Source organism: Bacteroides sp. f07 (assembly GCF_042854785.1).
GTDB lineage: Bacteria > Bacteroidota > Bacteroidia > Bacteroidales > Bacteroidaceae > Bacteroides.
This window is the reverse complement of the sequence record NZ_BAABXI010000001.1, coordinates 65,372-88,064: the sequence shown is the minus strand read 5'-3', so window position 1 is coordinate 88,064 and position 22,693 is coordinate 65,372. Positions and strand designations below refer to the sequence as shown.

At 42.7% G+C, this 22,693-nt stretch carries 21 protein-coding genes; 5 read left to right on the top strand and 16 right to left on the bottom strand.

The features are described 5' to 3' along the window. Positions 1 to 27 precede the first annotated feature (27 nt). From ACGHVY_RS00405 to ACGHVY_RS00375, 7 genes are all read right to left on the bottom strand, one after another. Positions 28 to 1,686: a RagB/SusD family nutrient uptake outer membrane protein gene (locus ACGHVY_RS00405; RefSeq protein WP_390596261.1), complete on the bottom strand. Its 1,659-nt coding sequence runs from the start codon at positions 1,684 to 1,686 to the stop codon at positions 28 to 30. 21 nt (positions 1,687 to 1,707) lie between these two features. Continuing rightward, positions 1,708 to 4,872: a SusC/RagA family TonB-linked outer membrane protein gene (locus ACGHVY_RS00400; protein ID WP_390596258.1), complete on the bottom strand. Its 3,165-nt coding sequence runs from the start codon at positions 4,870 to 4,872 to the stop codon at positions 1,708 to 1,710. 552 nt (positions 4,873 to 5,424) lie between these two features. Then, positions 5,425 to 6,357: a ribosome small subunit-dependent GTPase A gene (gene rsgA, locus ACGHVY_RS00395; RefSeq protein WP_308744023.1), complete on the bottom strand. Its 933-nt coding sequence runs from the start codon at positions 6,355 to 6,357 to the stop codon at positions 5,425 to 5,427. A gap of 17 nt (positions 6,358 to 6,374) precedes the next feature. After that, complete coding sequence (frr, locus tag ACGHVY_RS00390) at positions 6,375 to 6,935, bottom strand: ribosome recycling factor (RefSeq protein WP_294477754.1); 561 nt, start codon at positions 6,933 to 6,935, stop codon at positions 6,375 to 6,377. 51 nt (positions 6,936 to 6,986) lie between these two features. Further along, positions 6,987 to 7,898, bottom strand: coding sequence for a DMT family transporter (locus tag ACGHVY_RS00385; protein ID WP_308747305.1), 912 nt, complete (start codon positions 7,896 to 7,898; stop codon positions 6,987 to 6,989). Positions 7,899 to 8,090: 192 nt separating this feature from the next. Further along, positions 8,091 to 8,801: a UMP kinase gene (pyrH, locus tag ACGHVY_RS00380; RefSeq protein ID WP_308747304.1), complete on the bottom strand. Its 711-nt coding sequence runs from the start codon at positions 8,799 to 8,801 to the stop codon at positions 8,091 to 8,093. A 57-nt stretch (positions 8,802 to 8,858) separates the two neighbouring features. Next, a complete protein-coding gene (locus ACGHVY_RS00375; RefSeq protein ID WP_390596254.1) occupies positions 8,859 to 10,184 on the bottom strand; it encodes an MATE family efflux transporter in 1,326 nt (441 codons plus the stop codon). Positions 10,185 to 10,295: 111 nt separating this feature from the next. Between ACGHVY_RS00375 and ACGHVY_RS00370 the strand changes: the two genes are divergently transcribed. Next, entirely contained in the window at positions 10,296 to 10,979 is a 684-nt protein-coding gene (locus tag ACGHVY_RS00370) for a tetratricopeptide repeat protein (RefSeq protein ID WP_390596251.1), read from the top strand. Positions 10,980 to 11,015: 36 nt separating this feature from the next. On the opposite strand, the gene ACGHVY_RS00365 is transcribed toward ACGHVY_RS00370, so the two are convergent. The 4 genes from ACGHVY_RS00365 to ACGHVY_RS00350 form a co-directional block, all read right to left on the bottom strand. Then, positions 11,016 to 12,335: a zinc-dependent metalloproteinase lipoprotein gene (locus tag ACGHVY_RS00365; RefSeq protein WP_390596250.1), complete on the bottom strand. Its 1,320-nt coding sequence runs from the start codon at positions 12,333 to 12,335 to the stop codon at positions 11,016 to 11,018. 66 nt (positions 12,336 to 12,401) lie between these two features. After that, complete coding sequence (locus tag ACGHVY_RS00360) at positions 12,402 to 13,160, bottom strand: biotin--[acetyl-CoA-carboxylase] ligase (protein ID WP_390596247.1); 759 nt, start codon at positions 13,158 to 13,160, stop codon at positions 12,402 to 12,404. Beyond that, positions 13,144 to 13,500 (bottom strand): MmcQ/YjbR family DNA-binding protein, encoded by a 357-nt coding sequence (locus tag ACGHVY_RS00355; RefSeq protein ID WP_308747299.1) that lies wholly within the window; start codon positions 13,498 to 13,500, stop codon positions 13,144 to 13,146. Before ACGHVY_RS00355 ends, ACGHVY_RS00360 begins: the two co-directional genes overlap by 17 nt. Positions 13,501 to 13,555: 55 nt before the next feature. After that, positions 13,556 to 13,921, bottom strand: a complete 366-nt coding sequence (locus tag ACGHVY_RS00350; protein WP_390596245.1) for a YraN family protein — start codon at positions 13,919 to 13,921, stop codon at positions 13,556 to 13,558. 67 nt (positions 13,922 to 13,988) lie between these two features. Between ACGHVY_RS00350 and ACGHVY_RS00345 the strand changes: the two genes are divergently transcribed. Beyond that, positions 13,989 to 14,222: a hypothetical protein gene (locus ACGHVY_RS00345; protein WP_004299215.1), complete on the top strand. Its 234-nt coding sequence runs from the start codon at positions 13,989 to 13,991 to the stop codon at positions 14,220 to 14,222. A 32-nt stretch (positions 14,223 to 14,254) separates the two neighbouring features. Continuing rightward, the gene (locus tag ACGHVY_RS00340) at positions 14,255 to 14,692 is read left to right on the top strand and encodes a nucleoside deaminase (protein WP_390596243.1); all 438 of its coding nucleotides are present in this window, start codon (positions 14,255 to 14,257) and stop codon (positions 14,690 to 14,692) included. A 3-nt stretch (positions 14,693 to 14,695) separates the two neighbouring features. Here ACGHVY_RS00340 and ACGHVY_RS00335 read toward each other — a convergent pair whose 3' ends face one another. The 3 genes from ACGHVY_RS00335 to ACGHVY_RS00325 all read right to left on the bottom strand — a co-directional run bounded on the left by ACGHVY_RS00335 (position 14,696) and on the right by ACGHVY_RS00325 (position 16,473). Continuing rightward, the gene (locus tag ACGHVY_RS00335; protein ID WP_308746005.1) at positions 14,696 to 15,001 is read right to left on the bottom strand and encodes a DUF4834 family protein; all 306 of its coding nucleotides are present in this window, start codon (positions 14,999 to 15,001) and stop codon (positions 14,696 to 14,698) included. A 67-nt stretch (positions 15,002 to 15,068) separates the two neighbouring features. After that, positions 15,069 to 15,776: a CDP-diacylglycerol--serine O-phosphatidyltransferase gene (pssA, locus tag ACGHVY_RS00330; protein ID WP_308746004.1), complete on the bottom strand. Its 708-nt coding sequence runs from the start codon at positions 15,774 to 15,776 to the stop codon at positions 15,069 to 15,071. Between the two features lie 10 nt (positions 15,777 to 15,786). Further along, positions 15,787 to 16,473, bottom strand: a complete 687-nt coding sequence (locus ACGHVY_RS00325; protein WP_308746003.1) for a phosphatidylserine decarboxylase family protein — start codon at positions 16,471 to 16,473, stop codon at positions 15,787 to 15,789. Between the two features lie 161 nt (positions 16,474 to 16,634). Here ACGHVY_RS00325 and dnaE point away from each other — a divergent pair, with 161 nt between their 5' ends. After that, positions 16,635 to 20,441 carry a DNA polymerase III subunit alpha gene (dnaE, locus tag ACGHVY_RS00320; RefSeq protein WP_390596241.1) on the top strand — a complete coding sequence of 1,269 codons (3,807 nt, stop codon included), beginning with the start codon at positions 16,635 to 16,637 and terminating at the stop codon, positions 20,439 to 20,441. Positions 20,442 to 20,528: 87 nt separating this feature from the next. Here the strand turns inward: dnaE and ACGHVY_RS00315 are convergent, their stop codons facing one another. Then, entirely contained in the window at positions 20,529 to 21,620 is a 1,092-nt protein-coding gene (locus ACGHVY_RS00315) for a nitronate monooxygenase (RefSeq protein ID WP_308746001.1), read from the bottom strand. A 140-nt stretch (positions 21,621 to 21,760) separates the two neighbouring features. Further along, positions 21,761 to 22,048 carry an RNA-binding protein gene (locus tag ACGHVY_RS00310; protein ID WP_308746000.1) on the bottom strand — a complete coding sequence of 96 codons (288 nt, stop codon included), beginning with the start codon at positions 22,046 to 22,048 and terminating at the stop codon, positions 21,761 to 21,763. Between the two features lie 327 nt (positions 22,049 to 22,375). On the opposite strand from ACGHVY_RS00310, the gene trxA reads away from it, so the two are divergent. Continuing rightward, positions 22,376 to 22,690, top strand: coding sequence for a thioredoxin (trxA, locus tag ACGHVY_RS00305; protein ID WP_308745999.1), 315 nt, complete (start codon positions 22,376 to 22,378; stop codon positions 22,688 to 22,690). Positions 22,691 to 22,693 lie beyond the last annotated feature (3 nt).

Here is a 22,693-nt window from a genome sequence, read left to right as displayed (position 1 = left end):
ACTAAAAAAATGAGGGATTGTGTTAAGTTATTTCCATCCCGGATTTTGCGGCAATAATTGGGGGTTGCGCTGCAATTCACCTGTGGCAATTGGATAGAGATACATTTTATCATCCCATTTACGGCTTTTTCCTTCTTGATAGGAGAGATCGTCATTGGTATAATTGGGATATACAATCGCGTATTTACCTGTAGAAAGTTTCTTTCCGATGTATGTTTTTACATTATCCAGCAAATGTCCGGCTTTCCAACGGCATAGGTCGTCGAAACGAAAACCTTCTCCTGCCAATTCTATGCGGCGTTCGCGACGAATCTCCTGCAATATGGGGGAAAGAGGGTATCCGTAGTCTGGCCAGTTCGGGTCTGTAAATCCTACATTCAAATTCAGGTGCGGCATGTTTACACGATCGCGTAGTTTGTTGATAGTATTGTCAAGGTCTTTTTGAGTCAATGTCTCCAGTTCGGCTTTGGCTTCGACATTAATCAATAATGTTTCTGCGTAGCGGTAGGCGATGCCGTCGGAAGTCTCGATATAATAGCCTGATGGCAAATTCGGGTTATACCCTTTGATGGTGTGGTAACCGGTCAGATGATAGTTATCTACATAATCGTCGTCATAATTATCTTTTTCCAGATCTTCTTCCGTCAGGTAGGCGTCGTTCTTTATGAGCTGGGAGAATCGTAGATCGCGCCCCTTCATTTCTTCTTTAATGGTATTGTCGGCTGTAGGTTGGGTAGTCACTCCTTTAGGAAGTCCGTCATTATACAAAATACAGTCTACAAAATCTTTTGAGAATCCGGCACTGGCTTCTTCGGAACCATGACTCATATTATGCATACGCTTATCTTCCATATAGTCGATATAAAGAATAGCCTCTTTCAGCTTACTTTTATCTTCCATAATGAAAAGATTGTGATAGTCGCTTTCAGGGTGGCCGGTATTATATATTTCATACCTGCCGGGATTGATGAGCGCATCGGATGCTTCGGCTGCCTGCTGCAATAAACCGTTGGCCTCACTCGCGTAGTTCAGTTCCGTATGATACTTATAATAGGTGCCTTCATGCAAACAAACACGGGCTTTCACATGGCGGGCAATATCCTTATTCAGGCGGTTGGCTTCTTCACTGCCGGCATCAGGAAGCCATTGGATGGCAAAGTCCAGGTCTTCGATAATTTTCTTGGCTACTTCATTGCGTGCAGTTCTCGGTCCGTAGAGTTCTTCGCTATCGACGTTCAAATCTTTTTCCAGCCAAGGAACGTCTCCTAAGGTCTTTATTTTGTCAAAATATTGCAAAGCGCGGAAGAAACGTATTTCGCCTACATAGTTGTTAATTTCCGCTTCAGTCCCTTGTGCACTTTGGTAATGCGTCATAAAATAGTTGAGTTTCCGTATAGTAGACCAGTTGTCTTGGCTCCATGCTCCCCCTTCTGTAGGTACTACATATTGTCCCCACAAGAAGGTATTGATGTTATTAGGGACTTGCGTGTCACTATCCGTATCGTCGAGATTGCTGACTCCGGAGGGTATCAGACTGTAAAAACCGTTGGCATATGTCTTGAGATCGTTTGCACTGGTCCAGAAAGTTTGCTCATTCAGGTTTTGAGGAGCTCTTTCGAGAAAGGCATCGTTACAACTTGTCAGTGACAGAGTTGCAGCTATATAAATCATATATTTCAGTTTCATAATAATTCTATCATTTTAAGGTTAAAATACGACATTAATACCGACAGATAATGATTTCTGTTGTGGATACTTATACGGGTCGTCCAGTTCAGGATCGAATCCTTCGGGAGTATGTTTGAATGTCAACAAGTTTTCACCGCTGAAATAAATGCGGCATTTCTGAATTCCCCATTGCTGGGTTAGTGTTTGCGGTATAGTGTAGCCTACTGATAATGATTTCAAACGGAGATAGGCGGCGTTCTGCAAGTAGCGTGTTTGATTTTTGCTGAGTGCAGTACCTCCGTTAAAGCGTGCTACTGGGAAAAGTGCACTTGTGTTGTCTTCGCGCCAATAGTCTTGAGCTGCGGCGGTAGGTACTTGCCACTGACTGGCGTATTGCCATTTGAATGTATTGGGTAACATCAGGTCACGTTTTCCTACGCCTTGGAAGAAGATGCCCAGATCAAAACCTTTCCAGTCACCGGAGATGTTGAAGCCATAGCGGAAACGCGCTTTGTTGTTACCGATAATTTTCATGTCACCGGGATTATCTACCGTATTTTCACCATTGTCCAGCACATTGTCGCCATTTTGATTAATGAATCTGATGTCACCTGGCACTTTCTTGATACCGCCATCCAGTTGTGACTGGTCGGGAGCTGCGTCAATTTCGGCTTGCGACTGAAACAGCGTAGATTCATATCCCCAGATATCCCCCAATATCTGCCCTTCATAGTAAGGGCTGGAGAGTGATTTTGTAGGGTTGTCAAACTTGGTTATTTCGGCTTGCGTGTCAGACAGGTTGAAACTTACGTTATAATGGAGTCCGTTTTCCAGTCTGTCGTTCCAGGAGAGAGACAGTTCCCAACCTCTAGTCACCATATCTGCCGCATTTTCTTCAGGCTCGTTTGTTCCAAGAATATTAGGGAGCACCTTGCCTGCGCCCAGCATACCTGTGGTGGAGCGTTGGTAATAGTCGAAAGTACCTTGCAAGCGGCTGTTTAATATGGCAAAGTCAAGACCTAAGTCCCATTGGGTCACTTTCTCCCAAGTGATGGAAGAGCTCACAAGACCGCCGGGGCTTACAGTTTGGTTCTGTATACCCCCCATGATGTAAGCCATTGTCCCGCTGCTGTAGTTGGACAAATAAGCATGCCAGCCATTGTCCAATGCTTGATTGGCGAGACTACCGTATGAGCCTCTGAACTTTAATTCGTCAAAGAAGCCATTGGTTGGATTCTTGAACCAGCTTTCCTCAGAGAGTTTCCAACCTACAGAGAAAGAAGGATTGAATACAGCCCGGTCATTTTTGGGGAATTTTGAAGAAAGGTCGTAACGTCCGTTCAATTCCAACAGATAACGGTCTGCATACGTATAATTGACGCGGAAGAAACCGCTTCGTGTAGCCCAACTGTCATCGGAGTTGCCGACATATTTTTCGCCTGTAGCTGAATTCATGGAAGGAAGATCGTTTGATATAAGATTCTGACGCTGGGCATAAAAATAACGTGTATGTTTGGTTTCCTGATTGTAACCTGCCATAACTTTGAAATAATGTTTTCCAAAGGTACGTTCATAATCGCCAAAGAAGTTGAATGCATTATAAGTGTCGTTATTCTGGCCTTCAAACACGCCATTCGGTTTGGAATATTGGAACACTTGCAGGAAATTTCCATCCACACCGTATTCGTTGAAGGACTTAATGTGGTTCTTATTATGTTCGGAATAGTAATTGAAGGTATAGTCCATATTGATACTCAGACCTTTCAGAGGTGTTAGCTTTAATGCCAGTGTATTCCAGAAGTCGTTCTTGGTAGTTTTGCGAGAGCCCATTTCGTCCAATACGGCTGCAAAGTTGGTATAGTTACCTTGTCCGGCCCAGTTTCCATCGGGGTGTTTCACTGGCATTAAGGGCTGTGTGTCATTACCAACCCAGGATTCACCATGTACTCCGTCTTGTACGATGCCGGACAATTCGGTGCGGATATAACTTGTTTTCATTGATACGTTCAACCAATTGTTGATGTTGTAATTGATGTTATTCACCATGTTGAACTTGCGGAATCCTTCGTCGCCGTGGCGTAATAATGACCCTTGGTCGGTATATCCCACTGAAGTGTAGTAGGTGGCCTTGTCGCTACCGCCACTGATGTTCACATTGTATTTCTGTACCGGATAGTTCTTCTTGTACATTTCTTTCATCCAGTCAGTATTCCCGCAATAGGCATACTTGCCTGCTTGACAGTTTCCATATTGCCAACTGTTCGGATCGTTGGTGACGAATACCGGAGAATTGTTCGCAGGGTCATTGAAATAAGCCGTGATATGTTCCATTTCGTCAGCGCTGAAGAGGTCGCGACCGTTAGTCAAGTTGTTGGCTGCATTCATCCAGTTGGCATATTCCATGGAGTTCATGTAACTTGGACGTGTCGTCGGGCTGTTGAATGATATGGAAGCATCAAGTGATACTTGGGTAGGCATATTTTTTTTTCCGGTTTTGGTACTGATTAAGATTACGCCGTAAGCGGCACGTGCTCCATAAATCGAAGCGGAGGCGGCATCTTTTAATACAGATACGCTGGCAACGTCCTGGGGATTAATCAAGTTCGGGTCCATTTCTACTCCGTCCACTAATACCAGCGGGCTACCACCATTGATGGATGTTTCGCCGCGGACGTTATAGGTAGAACCTTTCCCCGGTTGTCCGCTGGTAGTGATGTTCAGATTAGGAATTGTTCCCTGCAATCCTTGTCCGAGGTTAATAATCGGACGGTCTTCCAGTATTTTACTGTCTACGGCAGAAACGGCACCTGTCAAGTTGGCCTTCTTTACAGTGGCATAACCTACAACGATCACTTCGTCCAGTTTTTTGCTGTCTTCCAATAATGTCACCTGAATAGGTTTGCCTGTGTAGGTAATCTCTTGCATGATGTATCCGATATAAGTAATCTGGATGACATCTCCTTTTTTCACTCCATCTAAAGAGAACTTCCCATCCATGTCGGTAATGGTACCGTTTGTTGTACCTTTTTGCATGACTGTTGCCCCGATTACCGGACCGGAAGCATCTGTGACTGTTCCTGTAACTCTCTCTTGCACCATTTCCGGGTTTGAAACTTCCGTCTCGATTTTAGCTTGCAAGGTGGCGGGAAACCCCAGTATACCTATCACTAAAAACATTGAGACTTGTCTCGTGATTTTCTTCATAATAATTAAATTTTTAGTTGACATTCAGGTTTGTTTATCTAAACTATTTTTTACGTAAGCTCTGATTGCTTTATTAACATAGTTCATACAGAACTTGGTAAGATATTGAGAGGTTTGTAATTTTATTTGTAATAAATAGGGTGGCTGAAAAGAGATTGGTGTATATATTTTACTTTAAGCTTCGGTATAAATGTGAGGTTCATGAAAAAAAGATGTGTTTTTATTGTTTTTTGCAAAAAGAATATATACTTTTGTTCCGTTATGGTATTACATAGTGGAATAAATGCCAAAATTACGTGGAAGTATAAAGCAGTTCATATTTTATAATGCTGTACAATTATTCTTTTGATAAAAGACGATGAAATAATAACCAAGTTCTGTATGTACTTGTATGTGTTTTTCTAAGATATTCTAATGCTTGAGTATGTTGTAGGGGGATATTCGGACTTTTCTTCTAAAAGTAAAATATCATGATTATTATTTTGTAGGGTATAAGAAAAATAATCATGGAATATATTTCCTTGATTGAAAGATAGTATGTGGTAAAAAAGATTAGTAAGCCGCCCGGTATTTGCCTTCCTCTTTATCTTCCAGCATATTCAGATAAGAAGTATAACGTGATTCGCTGATTAGATGCTCTTCTACTGCCTTTCGTACGGCACATCCCGGTTCGTGGCGATGGGTACAGTTGTTGTATTTGCAGTCAGCGGAAATCTTGAATATTTCGGGAAAATAATGACCGATTTCCTCTTCTTCCATATCGAAGGTGCCGAAGCCTTTAATACCCGGAGTATCAATGATATATCCGTCTCCGTTTACGGGAAACATTTCGGAGAAAGTAGTGGTGTGCATTCCCTTGTTATGATAAGAAGAGATTTCACCGGTTTTTGTTTCTGTTCCCGGTAGTATGGCATTGATAAGTGTAGATTTTCCTACTCCCGAATGTCCGGAGAATAGAGTAATTTTGCTTTCCAAAGCCTTTTTGATTTCGTTTACCCCGTTGCCATTCTTGGCGGAAACCTTAAAACAGGGATATCCTATATGTGTATATAGATTAATAAGCGCGTCCAGATAGCGGAGCTCGTCTTCGTTGTAAGCATCTATCTTGTTGAATACCAGTTTGACAGGTATCCGGTAGGCTTCTGCTGATGCCAGGAAACGGTCGATGAAGATTGTGGAAGTTTCGGGATAGTTGACGGTTACCACCAGCATACATTGGTCGAGGTTGGCGGCAAGGATGTGGGATTGTTTAGAAAGATTGGAAGAACGACGGATAATGTAGTTCTTCCTATCTTCTATTTCGTTGATGAAAGCAGTACCTTCCTGGTTGAGTATAATCTGCACACGGTCACCTACCGCTACCGGATTGGTGCTGCGAATACCTTTGAGCCGGAAATTACCTTTGATTTTACATTCGATAAGTTGCCCGTCATCGGTCTTTACCTGATACCAGCTACCTGTGTTTTTGATTACTAATCCGTGCACGCTTTCTTCTTGTTTTTTTAGACAGTCATGATTTCTTTGTCCTTTTCAGCCAGCATATCATCAATTTGTTTGATATACTTGTCATGGATTTTTTGAAGTTTTGCTTCCGCATTCTTTTGCTCGTCTTCTGCCAATCCGTCTTTTACAGCTTTCTTCAGTGCGTCGATACCGTCACGACGTGCGTTACGTACGCTAACTTTAGCCGTTTCGCCTTCGCCTTTACACTGTTTCGCCAGTTGTTTACGGCGTTCTTCCGTCAGAGGAGGAATACCGATGCGGATTACTTCACCGTTATTTTCGGGCATGATGCCGAGGTCGGAGTCGATAATTGCTTTTTCGATGACACGGAACATGCTTTTATCCCACGGTTTGATGGTGATACTGCGTGCATCGGGAGTGGTTACGGCTGCTACATTGCTGATAGGAACCATACTTCCGTAAGAGTCTACACGGATACCGTCCAACAGTCGGGTACTCGCTTTTCCGGCGCGGATATGTGCCAGTGCTTCTTCCAGATACATAATGGCCATATCCATTTTTTCTTGTGCATTGTCAAGGCAAGTCTTTACGTCTACCATATTTTTCGATAATTAAAGTTGCTATTCGATTGATTAATTAGCAAAAGTATATTATTTTTTGTTCATCTGCAACAGCATACTCATCTTTTTTATGAGCGACTTACCAATGATAATCAAGGTAACGGCAGTGATAATCATTAAAATACCTGTCATTAACCGGGGCGTGAGTTTTTCGTGAAACAAAAGAACTCCGAAAAACAAAGCCGTCACAGGTTCCAAAGCGCCTAAGATGGCAGTCGGGGTAGAGCCTATATAATGGATAGCCAGTGCTGTGCAAACGAGCGATACGGCAGTAGGCAGAATAGCCAGTGCCAGTACGTCTGCCCAAAGCCAGACAGATGGTATGATTTGCAGTTCCGTGCAGAAGTTCAGACGGGCGATATAAACCGAGAGTCCGAACAGGATAGCGTAAAACGTAAGTTTGGTTGTCGGCAGGTTTTTCAATGTCGAACGATTTACACCTACTATATATATAGCATATGAAAGTGAGGACAACAGCACAAAGATGATACCTATGGTAGACAGCGGCTTGCCACCGTCTCCCTGATACAGTAAGGCGATGCCCGAAAGTGCCAGCAAGATTGAGAAAACGGTAATTGCGGAAATCTTTTCTTTGAAAAATACTCCCATAATGACCGCTACCATTACCGGATAGACGAACAGGATTGTAGAAGCAATTCCGGCATCCATATAGTTGTAGCTCATGAATAGGAGTAGTGAAGAAAATGAGAACAGCAATCCCATAATAATCAGAGGAAGAATGTCCGCTTTCCGAAGAGCGAAAGACTGGTGTTGCATCTTCATTAGTATCCCCAATACAATGACAGCAAAAAAGTAGCGGTAAAATAAAACCGTATCGACACTCATGCCTGCTGCGTAGAGCGGAAGTGCAAAAAGAGGATTCATACCGTAACTTGCGGCGGCAATCGCTCCATAGATAAAACCTTTGGTTTTGCTGTTCATCGTTTTAAGTTTTTTAAATGGCGTGCAAAAGTACGCAGTTCGTAAATGATAAACAAGCGTTTACCCTGTTGATAGTATAATTTAATCTTTCGTATGCTAAAAACTATTATTGCAGGCAATTATATACGAAAAAAGACAGATAATCTCGTTTAAGAGACTTCTGTCTTATTCTGAATATTTTGAAGGAGTAAGTTAGTTGTGTACAATCGTGCCTATTTCTTCTCCGCTGATTACTTTCTTCAAGTTACCTACCGTATCCATATCAAATACGACAATAGGCAGATTATTCTCCTTGCACATACAAGTAGCTGTCAAGTCCATTACTTTCAAACCGCGTTTCAGTACTTCATCATACGTGATGTCGTCAAATTTGGTTGCGGTAGGATCTTTTTCCGGATCGGCGGTATAAATACCATCTACACGGGTTCCTTTCAGCATTACGTCAGCCTCAATTTCTATTCCTCTTAATGAAGAACCTGTATCTGTGGTAAAGAAAGGATTTCCCGTTCCTGCGGACATGATGACAACCTCACCGTTTTCCATGCATTCGATAGCTTTCCATTTACTGTAAAATTCACCGATAGGTTCCATGCGGACTGCTGTCAATACACGGGCTTTCACTCCGGCAGCCACCAATGCCGAACTCAATGCCAGGCTATTGATGACAGTTGCCAGCATTCCCATTTGGTCACCTTTCACGCGGTCGAAACCTTTATTGGCTCCGCTCAACCCACGGAAGATATTTCCGCCGCCAATAACGATACCTATCTGTACACCTTGTCCGTGGATTTCCTTGATTTGCTCTGCATATTCTGCCAGTCTTTTCTCGTCGATGCCATATTGCTTTTCGCCCATCAGACTCTCTCCGCTTAGTTTCAGCAAGATTCTTTTATACTTAGCCATATCTTTTGCTTTTTATAGTTTGCCGCAAATATAGAGATAATTTGTCAGATAGCCTTATTAGGATACGATTACTTTTTTCATGATTTGCCTTCCCAGGAAAGTTTGTACGATTCCTCTTAATGAAAGATAAACAAGAAACGCCAGCCATAAGGCATGATTTCCCAAAAGGGGATGAAATGCATAATATACCCCGAAGAAACTGGCGGAAGCAACTAGCATAGAGTAAAGCATCTGGCGGGTAGCAGTGGCACCGATAAAGACCCCGTCCCACAAGAAGGCGGAAAAACCGGCTAATGGAATGGCGAGTGCCCAATAAAAGTAGGAATCCGCTGCTTTGATTACCGAAACGTCATTAGTCAGTAATTCCAAGAATTCCTTTCCTCCGACCGAATATAGAATGGTGAATACCATTGAAAGCCCGAATCCCCAATAAAATAGGTGGCGTACCGTGCTGTGCAGGCCTGTTTGGTTTCTTGCACCGATATAGCGTCCTGACAATGCTTCGCCCGCATAGGCAAAGCCGTCCATGATATAGGAGAAAAGAGTGAATAACTGCATTAACAAGGTGTTGACCGCTAAAATGACTTCGCCTTGTGCCGCTCCGGCCGAAGTGAGGAACATGGTGACTATGACAAGGCAGAGCGTGCGGAAGAATATGTCACGGTTCACTTGGAAAAAACGGTACATGGCTTGCTTCTGTACTATTTCTTTCCATATAATTCGTTTACGGAGTTTGCTATAATAGCGTATGTATAACAGTATTGCCATAATGAAACCTGCATATTGTGCGATAAGGGTGCCTGTGGCTACTCCTGCCACTTTCATATCCAGTAGATAAACAAGGCATAGGCTGACTGCAATATTGACGATATTTTGAGTAATGGCGATGTACATCGGGAAGCGTGAATTCTGCATTCCGATGAACCAGCCGGCAAATCCATAAAGGCCTAATATGGCGGGGGCTCCCCAAATGCAGATGTAGAAATAAGTGGTTGCCAGTTGCTCGACTTCCGGTGTCGTTTGTATAAATGCAAATGCCAGTCTCAGAATAGGGTATTGGAGTATCAGCAGGCAAAAGGCGATTACTGATCCTACACCTACGGAGCGTACCAGCAGCCGGGTGATTTCATTAAGGTCGTGCTGACCATAGGCCTGCGAAGTCATGCCACTCGTCCCCATACGCAGGAATCCGAAAATCCAGTAGATGATATTGAACAGCATTCCCCCTACGGCAATGGCTCCGATATAGGCCGGAGAACCAAGGTGCCCTACGATAGTGACATCAATAAGTCCCAGTAGCGGAACGGTTACATTGGATATAATCGATGGTATGGCAATCTGTAATATTCGTCTGTTTTCAGAGGTTTGTTTTTTATCTATCATTTTATAGAAACACTTTTATCAAATTGATTGTTCTTTTATGCCGCAAAGGTACATTTTTTATTTTTTTATTGTATCTTTGTGTGTCACGAACTAAATAGCAAATATTGGATTATGAGAGCCTTAACTATCTTCTTTTTATCGTTGTTTTCATTGCCGCTGATGCTGAATGCACAGTCGGTTGATGAGATGTTGCAGAAAGTGTCTGCCGCTATCGAAGCCAGGCAGAATGGACAGGCTGTGAGCTATTTCCGACAGACAATCAGTCTGAATATTGACCGCACAGAAATGTACTATTGGACGAATGTCGACAAGAATAGTGAAGTGAGTGTGAAGTTGGCTAATGAACTGGCGGTTGCTTATAAAAAGAATCGGAATTATGACAAGGCCTATCTGTTTTATAAAGAGTTGCTTCAAAAGGCTCCCAATAATGTAGATTATCTTGAATCATGTGCAGAGATGCAGGTATACCGTGGACAGGAAAAGGATGCTCTGCATATGTATGAAAAGATATTGCAACTGGATGCAGATAATCTGGCGGCTAACATCTTCTTAGGCAATTACTATTATTTGATGGCTGAGCGGGAGAAGAAGCAATTGGAAGCCGACTATAAGAAAATATCATCACCAACGAAAATGCAATATGCCCGCTATCGGGATGGACTATCGAAAGTGTTTTCTACAGGATATGAAAGAGCACGGAGCTCTTTGCAGAAGGTTGTTCTAAGGTTTCCGTCGACAGAAGCCCAAAAGACATTGGACAAGATATTGAGAATAGAGAAAGAGGTGAAGCGCTAGGCGGTTCACCTCTTTCTTTTGATGATATTTTACCTGCTATTTAATCATTCTCATTGGGAAATTCTGTGGCCCTGTTGCTCTTGTGCTTACTCTAGTCTCTTTAGGCCCCGGAATTAGTACACCTCGAGCCAACATATGTCTAACCCTATTTCTTTGGTCATTAGTAAAACGATTTAACCATGAAATATCATAGTCCATAATGTTGTTGGGAATAGAGACCGTTTTACTCACACAATCTAGTCTTTCAAATAATTTATTAAACTCACTCTGCGACATATTGGTTATTCCATTTTTTGAGATTATATAGTCTGACATCCAAGTGATGTATGCATCTCTGTCATACGTTGGAGTATCATCACAATAGTCACTGTCTATGCATGTATTAATACCTGTTTCTTTATTTTCTGGTTCAGAAAAAGCATGGAATAAACCAAGATAATGTCCTAATTCATGGGCGATAGTTGGGATTACATCTACAGAATTATACGTTCTGTTTTCTATACTGGCAGATGAATAGATATACTTATTATTAATAGATACGCAGTGAGGATATGTTAAGTTGGAATGTTCTGGCAGGAAGTCTAGCTGATTGAGTCCATCAAGTTTGTCTGGAGCGATTGTATAGGGTAAATGCGAGATACCTAATATATTTTCGTTGCTGAATGTGTACAACATGATATTGATATATCTGTCAGTATCCCAAAGATATTTTAGATTGTCTTTATTCTCCATAAACTTTTCACAATCCATTGTTGCTTCATTAATTTGCGTTCGATTGATTCCTGCTTCCTGTAGTATATTGCCTTCAGGGTCTCTAGTTGCAAGAACGAACTCAAGATTCATATCAACGCTTGCACTTTCTAGTAAGTTTTGATAGTATTTGTTACATGCAACAATTAGATCAGAAGCTCTACTGGCTCTCATGTTTTGTGTTGTGTTATTGGGATCTTTATAAAGAACTTGAAATACCACTGGTATTTTATAGTGATGATTTTCTATTTCTTCAACAGAAAGTTGCTTTCCATCCTGTATGACTGACACCTTTTCTTGTTGGCCATCAGTTTCAACTGTAATCGTTGCTGCGCGAGCATATGCTTCACTGTTTTTATTAACTTCTATTCTTATCTTACCATTATTTTCTCCAGATGTAATATCGGTAGTACACCACGAGTTGTTACTGCTGATGTTCCACTTATGATTACTTTGAATATTTACTGTTATCGTTTCTCCATTCGCACTTATGTTTTTGAATGAGGTTTCCGAAACTTTTAAGGTGGCTGTGTCTGAGGATTCCGAATCACTGCAACCTGTTAGCACCCATAATAATGGAAGCAGGAATATTAATCTTGTTTTCATAAATGAGATAGTTTTTATATAAAACATCGGTGTCAAAGATAATGTTTTAATCAGTTCGTAGATTACTTATCTCAATAAATATTCCACTTCTTTAAACATATAGCCTCTTTTCGTCTGCATTTCATCTTCCAGAATCAATCTGCCTTCGGGTTCTACACATACAATCCGTGCAAGGAACTCTCCGTCAGCGTCTTTGTACCGATGCATCCCTTCCTTTCTGAAAAGTGACTTTTCATAGTGAATAGCGATTGATGATGTGTTATCCTTTTTAAGCCGGCAATAATAAGACTGGACGCGCAGCATTATATTCTTCAATATCTCAAAAATATCATATTGTTTTCCTGTGATTTGATAGAGTGAAACAGGGTTAGGAGCCGGGCTGTGAAACACTTCCTGATTAATATTGATTCCGATACCTGCAATGCTCTGACTGATATTGCGCCCCATCAGGTCGTTTTCTATCAATATGCCACATATCTTTTTCTCTTTCCAGTAAATATCATTCGGCCATTTGATAGAAATATCAGCGGTATAAGTCTCCAACTCTTCTTTAATAGCTAAAGACACGATTTGGGAAATAAGAAACTGGCGGCGTGCTTCCAGAAATTCAGGAAAAAACACAAAGCTGAAAAGGAGATTCTTATAAGGCTCCGATTCCCACGAATTTCCACGCTGCCCCCGTCCGGAAGTTTGGAAGTCGGCGACTACGGTCGTAAACTCTCCGGCTTTTTCTTTGGCGCAAAAAGTTTGCAGATAGTTGTTGGTAGAACTCGTTTCACTGATATGAATCAATGGAACCGGAAATAATTCAGGGGAGAGCATCATATTCTGCACGTAGCTTTTTAGTAAACTTCTTGATTACTTCATCATAAGAGTGGTCTATGAGCTCTTTCATAAGTTTGTCGTCTACATCACTGTCGAAGCGGACACCATTCCAATACTTCTTGTTGAAATGATAAGCTCCTTCAATTCCGGAATAATGTTCACGCAGTTCAATCGCTTTTTCCGGATCACATTTCAACGCGATATGATTTGCTTCTTCCAAATCAATAAGGGCAAACATCTTGTTCATCACTTTTATAACTAGGGATACCTCATCAAAGGGAAAAGATTCAGTGGCCCCCTTCTTGCTCAGGCAGTATTCTCTAACAGTTTCTACGTTCATAATAAATCAAATCTATAATAAATTCTGTATGACTCTGCATTCTCTGTGGCAAACCTTAAAATAAAGGTGGATAAAACGCTTCCTTCATATGCTCAATCTTGAAATCTCCGTTCCCACCTACTACAGTGACAATATCGAAACGTACGGGGACGTCAATCTGGAATAGTTTCATGTACGTATCTGCGGCACGCACTGTACGTCTTATCTTGGGTAAATCAACAGCGTCTTCCGGTTCCGCAAACTGAGTGTTGCTGCGGGTCTTCACCTCTACTACAATCAATTCACAGTCGCTTGTAGCCACAATATCCAATTCGAAATGTCCCTTTCTCCAATTCCGGTCACGGATGATATAGCCCTGCTGTTCGAGATAGGCTACTGCGGCATCTTCTCCTGCTTTACCCAATTCGTTATGTTTAGCCATCTTTTTTTGCAAATTTACTGCTTTTATTCTTTGAATTTACAGAAGTAAAAGTAATTTTGCAGAAGATATGAGAAAAAGGAGTAAGAAATGCCTGAAAATGCACGTCGAGTGTACTAAAAGAGAACGGCGGATGAGCATTTTGTTGAGCGATGAAGAGCAACTGATTGTGGACCGTTATCTTGAAAAATACAAGATAACAAATAAGTCACGTTGGCTTCGCGAAACGATTCTCATGTTTATTCATAAGAATATGGAAGAAGATTATCCGACCCTTTTTGGTGAGCATGATATGAGACGGTAATTGATAATTAAGGATTAAAAATAAAGGCTGGGATGCTGGACGATACTTATTTCATGAAACAAGCTTTGATAGAGGCGCGTAAGGCTGCCGAGCGGGGAGAAGTGCCCGTGGGAGCTGTCGTAGTTTGTAAAGAGCGGATTATCGCACGTGCCCACAATCTCACGGAAACATTGAATGATGTAACGGCACACGCTGAAATGCAGGCGATTACTGCCGCAGCCAATGTGCTTGGCGGTAAATATCTCAATGAATGTACCTTGTATGTCACGGTTGAACCTTGTGTGATGTGTGCCGGAGCTATTGCCTGGGCACAAACAGGCAAACTTGTGTTTGGCGCCGAAGATGAGAAACGCGGTTATCAGAAATATGCCGGTTCGGCCCTGCACCCTAAAACAGTTGTTGTTAAAGGTCTGATGGCTGACGAGTGCGCCATGCTCATGAAAGAGTTCTTTGCCGCTAAACGGAGATAGCCGTTATTCTTTTATTTCTTCAAAGTCCACATATTCACCGTCATCCTGCGTGAATATTTTCTTGTGTCTTCTTCCCGATACATTCTCCGAGTATATTTCCTCTTCATTATCCGCCGTATCCTGAGCGTTTTGACCGTAGCTTTGTTGCCCCGTGGCAGTACGCCCGGATTCTGTCTGGTTCGGGCGCGATGATGACGACGACGAACGGCGGCCTATCCCGAAAATGGTTCTTAACAGGAAACCTACAATAGAAAGGCCAAATACGACAATGGCAATAATAAAGATAAGTATAAATAAAAGTATATGCATCGGGCTATGATTTTTATATTGTAACTTTGATAAAACTCATAGTACAACAAACGTGCCAAGAGATTGTTTATTTACTTTTTCTTGTAAAAAGTGAAAGTAAAATATACCATACAATGATGGCTGCAAAGCTACTGATTCCCAGAAAAACAAGGAAAGGAATACAAATAATCAAGAAAATAAAACTGACTTTATTGTCACCCCATGTCAGGTTTTTGAATTTCAATGAAAACATAGGTATCTCTGATACCAGCAGCCATGAAAACAGGCAAACCAATATAAAAAGATAGACAGGATGGCAGCCTTCGGAAACCAGCAAGTCATGTGCCCCTGCCACCAAAGACCCCCAGAATAAAGCGTTGGCGGGAACTGGAAGACCGACGAATGAGCTTGTCTGCCGGGTATCATTATTGAACTTGGCCAGACGCAAAGCGGAGAATACGGAAATCAAAAATGCTGCGTAAGGCAGATAAGGAGCTATAAATTCCATACTTGCGGGATAGTACATCTCTTTAAACAAAGAGAATACAATCAGCGAAGGTGCAACGCCGAAACTGACATCATCAGCCAACGAATCCAAATCTTTTCCAATGATGGAATGGGCATTGAGCGCACGGGCCAACAGACCGTCGAAAAAATCAAAAATAGCGCTTAAGATAATGAAAAGCAGTGCCAGTTCGTATTTTGCTTCAAAAGCCATGACGCAAGCGATACAACCGGAGAAAAGGTTCAGGCAGGTTACGGTATTCGGAATACTGTTTTTAATAACGTTTGTCATTGTGACAGAATTATTTGAGTTTGGCGATAACCGTTTGGTTACCGGTCGTTAATTGACCCATGCTGACACAGACTTCCGTACCAATGGGTAAATATACATCCACGCGGGAACCGAATTTGATGAATCCCATGTGCTCGTCGATATAACATTCTTCACCTGCTTCAGCGTAGGTTACGATACGGCGTGCCACAGCACCGGCAATCTGGCGTGTAAGTATTTCCACACCTTCCGGAGTCTCAATCACTACCGTAGAACGTTCGTTCTCTGTGCTGGCTTTCGGCAGCCATGCTTTCATAAAGTTACCGTTGTGATGAGCCACCTTCTTGATGGTACCGTCTACCGGATACCAGTTGGCATGAACATTCACAATGCTCATGAAGATAGAGATCATCAGCCGGCGGTCGTGGAAATATTCGTTTTCATCGACTTCTTCGATAACGACGATTTTTCCGTCGGCAGGTGCCACGACTATTTTCTCGGTGTCCTGTCCGAAAAGACGGATCGGACAACGGAAGAAGTTCACCATTAGCAGATAGACTGCGATACTCGCTACTGCTACCACATAAAATGGTATTTTGCAATCGATTCCCCAATAAAGAGCTGCATTAATCAGTAGCAATAGCAAAAAGCTAGCCCATAATATATGTGTTCCTTCGCGGTGAATTCGTATTTTTTTCAATTTCTTTAGTCGGCCCATGAATGCTGTTTAATGATATTGTCTGCAAAAATATACTTAATTTAAAAAATCAGCAAGTAAATGAGCATAGAAATGTGAATGTTGATAACTTTTTGAGGATTATTTTTGTTTATAACCCTAGAGGTAGTAATTTTATGCCTTCAAATTAACTACTTATCATTATGCAGGATTTCGTTCATTTACATGTCCATACCCAATATTCTCTTCTTGACGGTCAGGCTAGCGTGGCTCGTCTGGTCGATAAGGCGATGAAAAACGGAATGAAGGGTATTGCCGTGACCGATCATGGAAATATGTTCGGTATCAAGGAATTTACGAATTACGTCAATAAAAAGAATAGCGGTCCGAAAGGTGAAGTCAAAGACCTGAAGAAGCGAATAGCGGGAATTGAAGCCGGCACCATAGAATGTGAGGACAAGGAAGCGGAGATTGCCGCTTGCAAGGCCAAGATAGTAGAAGCGGAAAATAAACTCTTCAAACCCATCATCGGTTGTGAAATGTATGTGGCCCGCCGCACGATGGAGCTGAAAGAAGGAAAACCTGACCAGAGCGGTTATCACTTGATAGTGTTGGCCAAGAACGAAAAAGGGTATCATAACCTTATTAAATTGGTATCGCACGCGTGGACGCGCGGATACTATATGCGTCCGCGTACCGATCGCAGCGAACTCGAAAAGTATCATGAAGGACTGATTGTCTGCTCGGCCTGTCTCGGTGGTGAAATACCGAAACGGATTACTGCCGGACAATTCGAAGAAGCCGAAGAAGCTATCCAATGGTATAAGAACTTGTTCGGCGATGACTTCTATCTCGAAATGCAGCGTCATAAGGCGACTGTTCCCCGTGCCAATCATGAATGTTACCCGTTGCAGGTGAATGTGAACAAACATTTGATGGAGTATGCCCGGAAGTTCAACATCAAGCTGATTTGTACGAACGACGTTCACTTCGTGGATGAGGAAAATGCTGAAGCGCATGACCGTCTGATCTGTTTGAGTACCGGTAAAGATCTGGATGATCCTACCCGTATGCTTTACACCAAGCAGGAGTGGATGAAGACACGTGAAGAGATGAATGAACTCTTTGCCGATGTGCCCGAAGCTTTGAGCAATACACTGGAAATCCTTGATAAAGTAGAATATTACTCCATCGACCATGCGCCTATCATGCCTACTTTCGCCATTCCCGAAGATTTCGGGACAGAAGAGGGATATAGGGCTAAATATACCGAAAAAGACCTTTACGATGAGTTTACCCAGGATGAACATGGTAATGTGGTGCTGAGCGAAGAAGACGGGAAAGCGAAAATCAAACGCTTGGGCGGTTATGATAAACTTTATCGTATCAAACTCGAAGGAGACTATCTTGCCAAGCTGGCTTTCGACGGGGCGAAGAGAATATACGGCGAACCGTTGACCGAAGAAGTAAAGGAACGCATGAACTTTGAATTGTACATCATGAAGACGATGGGTTTCCCCGGATACTTCTTGATTGTGCAGGACTTTATCAATGCGGCCCGTAAGGAACTGGGCGTATCGGTAGGGCCGGGACGTGGCTCGGCTGCCGGATCGGCAGTGGCTTACTGTCTGGGAATTACGAAAATCGACCCTATCCAGTACGACTTGCTGTTCGAGCGTTTCCTGAATCCTGACCGTATCTCATTGCCTGATATTGATGTGGATTTCGATGATGACGGTCGTGGTGAAGTGTTACGTTGGGTAACCAATAAATACGGTCAGGAAAAAGTAGCTCATATCATCACTTATGGTACAATGGCTACGAAACTGGCAATTAAAGACGTTGCCCGTGTACAGAAACTTCCTCTTTCCGAATCCGACCGTCTGGCAAAATTAGTACCGGACAAGATTCCCGACAAGAAGTTGAACCTGCGCAACGCCATCGAATATGTCCCTGAGTTGCAGGCTGCTGAAGTATCTCCCGACCCATTGGTGCGGGATACGCTCAAATATGCCAAGATGCTTGAGGGCAACGTGCGTGGTACGGGTGTGCATGCCTGCGGCACGATTATCTGCCGTGACGATATTACCGATTGGGTGCCGGTCAGCACCGCCGACGATAAGGAAACGGGTGAAAAGATGCTCGTCACCCAGTATGAAGGTTCGGTAATTGAAGATACCGGACTGATTAAGATGGACTTCCTGGGACTGAAAACATTGTCCATCATTAAGGAAGCCGTCGAAAATATCCGCCTGAGCCGTAGCATCGAAGTCGATGTAGATACGATAGATATAAACGATCCTGCTACCTATAAATTATACAGTGACGGCCGTACGATTGGTACATTCCAGTTCGAATCTGCCGGTATGCAGAAGTACCTGCGCGAGTTGCAGCCTTCTACATTCGAAGATTTGATTGCCATGAATGCCCTCTACCGTCCGGGACCGATGGATTATATTCCCGATTTCATTGACCGTAAGCACGGACGTAAGCCGATTGAGTATGATATTCCGATAATGGAGAAATACCTGAAAGATACGTATGGCATTACGGTCTATCAGGAACAGGTGATGCTTTTGTCACGCTTGCTGGCGGACTTCACCCGTGGCGAGTCCGACGCCCTTCGTAAAGCGATGGGTAAGAAACTGCGTGACAAACTGGATCACATGAAACCCAAATTTATCGAAGGCGGACGGAAGAACGGACACGACCCGAAAGTGCTCGAAAAGATTTGGACTGACTGGGAAAAGTTTGCATCCTACGCGTTCAATAAATCGCATGCCACCTGTTACTCATGGGTTGCTTATCAGACGGCTTATCTGAAAGCGAACTATCCTTCTGAATATATGGCGGCTGTCATGAGCCGAAGTTTGTCGAACATTACCGATATCACAAAACTGATGGACGAATGTAAGGCGATGGGTATCCAGACTTTGGGACCGGATGTAAATGAGAGTAACCTGAAATTTACCGTCAACCATGACGGTAATATCCGTTTCGGACTTGGCGCAGTGAAAGGGGTTGGCGAAGCCGCCGTGCAAAGTATCATGGAAGAGCGTACAAAGAACGGGCCTTTCACCGGAATTTTCGACTTTGTGCAGCGTGTCAACCTGAATGCCTGCAACAAGAAGAATATGGAATGTCTCGCACTGGCCGGTGGCTTTGATAGTTTCCCGGAACTGAAGCGCGAACAATATTTCGCTGTAAACTCTAAAGGGGAAGTGTTTTTGGAAACTCTGATGCGTTATGGAAACCGTTATCAGGCAGATAAGATGGCTGCGGTCAACTCTCTGTTCGGTGGTGAGAACGTGATTGATGTGGCAACTCCTGAAATACCTCAGGGGGTGGAACGCTGGAGCGATCTCGACCGTCTGAACCGTGAACGCGATTTGGTGGGTATCTATCTTTCCGCTCATCCGTTGGACGAGTTTTCTATCGTGTTGGAGCATGTCTGCAACACACGTATGGCGGATTTGGAAGATAAAGCCGCACTGGCCGGTCGTGAAATAACGATGGGCGGCATTGTGACCAGTGTCCGCCGTGGAATCAGCAAGAATGGAAATCCTTACGGCATCGCCAAGATAGAAGACTATTCGGGTTCTACCGAAATTCCGTTCTGGGGAAATGACTGGGTGACTTATCAAGGATATCTCAACGAAGGTACTTTCTTATATATCAAAGCCCGTTGCCAGCCAAAACAATGGCGGCAGGATGAACTGGAGGTGAAAATTACCTCTATGGAGCTTCTGCCGGACGTCAAGGAAGAACTGGTGCAGAAGATTACAATTATTATCCCGTTGTCTGTATTGAACTCTGCGCTTGTCACGGAACTTGCTACATTGACGAAAGAACATCCGGGGAATACGGAACTTTATTTCAAGGTGACAGATGATGCCGATGTGAATCATATGTCGGTCGATTTGATTTCCCGACCGATAAAGCTTTCGGTAGGACGTGATTTAATAACCTACTTAAAAGACCGTCCCGAACTGGGATTTCATATAAATTGACCGGGGATTCGTTTGAACTTGGATATGAAAACAAAAAAAGAGTATGCCTGTGTCAAGGCATACTCTTTTTCGTTATGTCATTTCTTTTTAAACTCTTATTTTCATTGTCGACAATTGGCCGCTTGCCAGAAGAAACTCATTGTTTAATGTGCTGATCACTTCTTTGACACTGCGTATCCTTTCAGAGAGAAAGGCATTGCTTCCGGCGAATGCATATCCTCTTTTCATGTTTCCTTTGGCTGCGTTATACAATGCCTTGATAATGCAATAAGGGCTCTTCTGATAGTCGCACGTCTTGATGCAGTGGAACGGACAACACTTGGGCTTTTCCTGTCCTTTTTCTACGTTGCGGATAAATTCTCCGTTGATGGCTCTTCCGGGCATTCCTACGGGGCTTTCAATGATGAGGACATCTTCCGCTTTAGAGTCGATGTACACTTCCTTGAAGGTCTGCGAAGCATCGCATTCCAATGTGGTTACAAAAATACTTCCCATTTGCACGGCTGAGGCTCCCAATTGCATGAACCTCGCAATATCTTCGCCTGTGGAGATTCCGCCGGCGGCAATAACAGGGATATTCTTTTTTTCTTTGTAGCTCGATGCAATCGTTACTACTTCCGGTATCAGTGCTTCCAGAGCATATTTCTCATCTTGCAACTGTTCCTTCTTGAAGCCCAGATGCCCGCCGGCCTTGGGGCCTTCCACTACGATGGCGTCAGGCAGATAATCGTGGTTCTTCAGCCATTTCTCACATATAATTCTGGCAGCTCTTGAAGAAGATACGATGGGAACCAGTTTCGTTTTGCTTTCTTGTGTCAGATATAAGGGTAGGTCAAGGGGTAATCCCGCTCCGGCAAAGATTACGTCTATTTTTTCGTTTATGGCAGTACGTACCATTTCGGCATAATTGGATAAGGCCACCATGATATTCACTCCGATGATTCCTTTTGATTTCTGCCGGGCTTTGCGTATTTCTTCTTTCAGTCCGCAAATGCATTTCTCGGTGTAGCTTCCTTTCCCTTTCGGGTATAGCAAGCCTAAGCCTGCACATGAAATAACACCTATGCCGCCTTCGTTGGCTACGGCTGACGCCAAGCCGGATAATGAAATTCCGACTCCCATTCCACCTTGTATGATAGGTGTTTTTATTTCTATATTTCCAATAAAAAATGGTTTCATATAATTGATATTGTGATAAGACAGTAAGCGGATAAATATACTTCCGGTATTCTATTCGTCTGGCAATGTCCTTAATTTGTGCATTGTTTTAAAAAAACAAGAGCAGAAGAATAAATCTCCTACTCTTGATGGAATATACATTAATACCGTCTGGAATTATAGCCGTTGTTGTTACGGGGCCTTTCTTCGCGGGGACGGGCAACGCTTACTGCAATCGTTTTCTGGTCAAATTCGCTTCCGTTGAGTTCGTCAATTGCTTTCTGACCTTCTGTTTCGTTGGACATTTCAACAAAGCCGAATCCTCTGGATCTGCCTGTTTCTCTATCCATAATAACCTTTGATGAAGATGTTTCTCCATACGCTGAGAATAATTCGTTCAAGTCAGCATCATTTGTGCCAAAGCTTAAACCTGAAATGTAAATGTTCATTTTAAAAAATAATTAATTAAATACTAAGAAAGAATGAGGGAGATAATTAAAGGAGAGGTCTGCTTAATAATAAGGATATAAAAAGAAGAACTAAGCGATAACGATTCGTAACTCAAACAGTGGCAAAGGTAATACAATAGTCGGGAACTGCAATCATTAATTCTCGATTTATTTATAAAAAGCGATAATTGTTATTTATTAGCATTCTCTCTTTTAGGTCTGTGTCTCTTAAAAAAAGTCTACGGATATGACCAAATGGAATAATTTGATTATATTTGTAGCGCAGTTGAATGCGAAACTATAATTTAATAATTAATACTTAAAGAAATGGCTTTTGAAATTACAGACAGCAACTATAAAGAGGTGCTTGCAGAAGGCAAACCGGTTGTTGTAGATTTTTGGGCTCCTTGGTGCGGCCCTTGTAAAATGGTGGCTCCTATTATCGAAGAACTGGCAACAGAGTTTGAAGGACAAGTGATCATCGGCAAATGCGATGTGGACGAAAATGGTGATATGGCTGCCGAGTATGGTATCCGTAACATTCCTACCGTATTGTTTTTCAAGAATGGTGAGATTGTAGACAAGCAGGTAGGTGCTGTAGGCAAACCGGTATTTGTCGAAAAAGTAAAGAAATTGCTCTAGGTG

What these genes read in the sequence shown, in the direction of transcription:
- ACGHVY_RS00400 (WP_390596258.1), bottom strand. Translation starts at nt 4,872, where the DNA reads ATGAAGAAAATCACGAGACAAGTCTCAATGTTTTTAGTGATAGGTATA.
- ACGHVY_RS00325 (WP_308746003.1), bottom strand. Translation starts at nt 16,473, where the DNA reads ATGGGCCGACTAAAGAAATTGAAAAAAATACGAATTCACCGCGAAGGA.
- frr (WP_294477754.1), bottom strand. Translation starts at nt 6,935, where the DNA reads ATGGTAGACGTAAAGACTTGCCTTGACAATGCACAAGAAAAAATGGAT.
- ACGHVY_RS00350 (WP_390596245.1), bottom strand. Translation starts at nt 13,921, where the DNA reads ATGGCTAAACATAACGAATTGGGTAAAGCAGGAGAAGATGCCGCAGTA.
- ACGHVY_RS00340 (WP_390596243.1), top strand. Translation starts at nt 14,255, where the DNA reads ATGCTGGACGATACTTATTTCATGAAACAAGCTTTGATAGAGGCGCGT.
- pyrH (WP_308747304.1), bottom strand. Translation starts at nt 8,801, where the DNA reads ATGGCTAAGTATAAAAGAATCTTGCTGAAACTAAGCGGAGAGAGTCTG.
- ACGHVY_RS00405 (WP_390596261.1), bottom strand. Translation starts at nt 1,686, where the DNA reads ATGAAACTGAAATATATGATTTATATAGCTGCAACTCTGTCACTGACA.
- ACGHVY_RS00370 (WP_390596251.1), top strand. Translation starts at nt 10,296, where the DNA reads ATGAGAGCCTTAACTATCTTCTTTTTATCGTTGTTTTCATTGCCGCTG.
- dnaE (WP_390596241.1), top strand. Translation starts at nt 16,635, where the DNA reads ATGCAGGATTTCGTTCATTTACATGTCCATACCCAATATTCTCTTCTT.
- ACGHVY_RS00315 (WP_308746001.1), bottom strand. Translation starts at nt 21,620, where the DNA reads ATGAAACCATTTTTTATTGGAAATATAGAAATAAAAACACCTATCATA.
- ACGHVY_RS00335 (WP_308746005.1), bottom strand. Translation starts at nt 15,001, where the DNA reads ATGCATATACTTTTATTTATACTTATCTTTATTATTGCCATTGTCGTA.
- ACGHVY_RS00365 (WP_390596250.1), bottom strand. Translation starts at nt 12,335, where the DNA reads ATGAAAACAAGATTAATATTCCTGCTTCCATTATTATGGGTGCTAACA.
- ACGHVY_RS00355 (WP_308747299.1), bottom strand. Translation starts at nt 13,500, where the DNA reads ATGAACGTAGAAACTGTTAGAGAATACTGCCTGAGCAAGAAGGGGGCC.
- ACGHVY_RS00345 (WP_004299215.1), top strand. Translation starts at nt 13,989, where the DNA reads ATGAGAAAAAGGAGTAAGAAATGCCTGAAAATGCACGTCGAGTGTACT.
- ACGHVY_RS00375 (WP_390596254.1), bottom strand. Translation starts at nt 10,184, where the DNA reads ATGATAGATAAAAAACAAACCTCTGAAAACAGACGAATATTACAGATT.
- pssA (WP_308746004.1), bottom strand. Translation starts at nt 15,776, where the DNA reads ATGACAAACGTTATTAAAAACAGTATTCCGAATACCGTAACCTGCCTG.
- ACGHVY_RS00385 (WP_308747305.1), bottom strand. Translation starts at nt 7,898, where the DNA reads ATGAACAGCAAAACCAAAGGTTTTATCTATGGAGCGATTGCCGCCGCA.
- ACGHVY_RS00360 (WP_390596247.1), bottom strand. Translation starts at nt 13,160, where the DNA reads ATGATGCTCTCCCCTGAATTATTTCCGGTTCCATTGATTCATATCAGT.
- trxA (WP_308745999.1), top strand. Translation starts at nt 22,376, where the DNA reads ATGGCTTTTGAAATTACAGACAGCAACTATAAAGAGGTGCTTGCAGAA.
- ACGHVY_RS00310 (WP_308746000.1), bottom strand. Translation starts at nt 22,048, where the DNA reads ATGAACATTTACATTTCAGGTTTAAGCTTTGGCACAAATGATGCTGAC.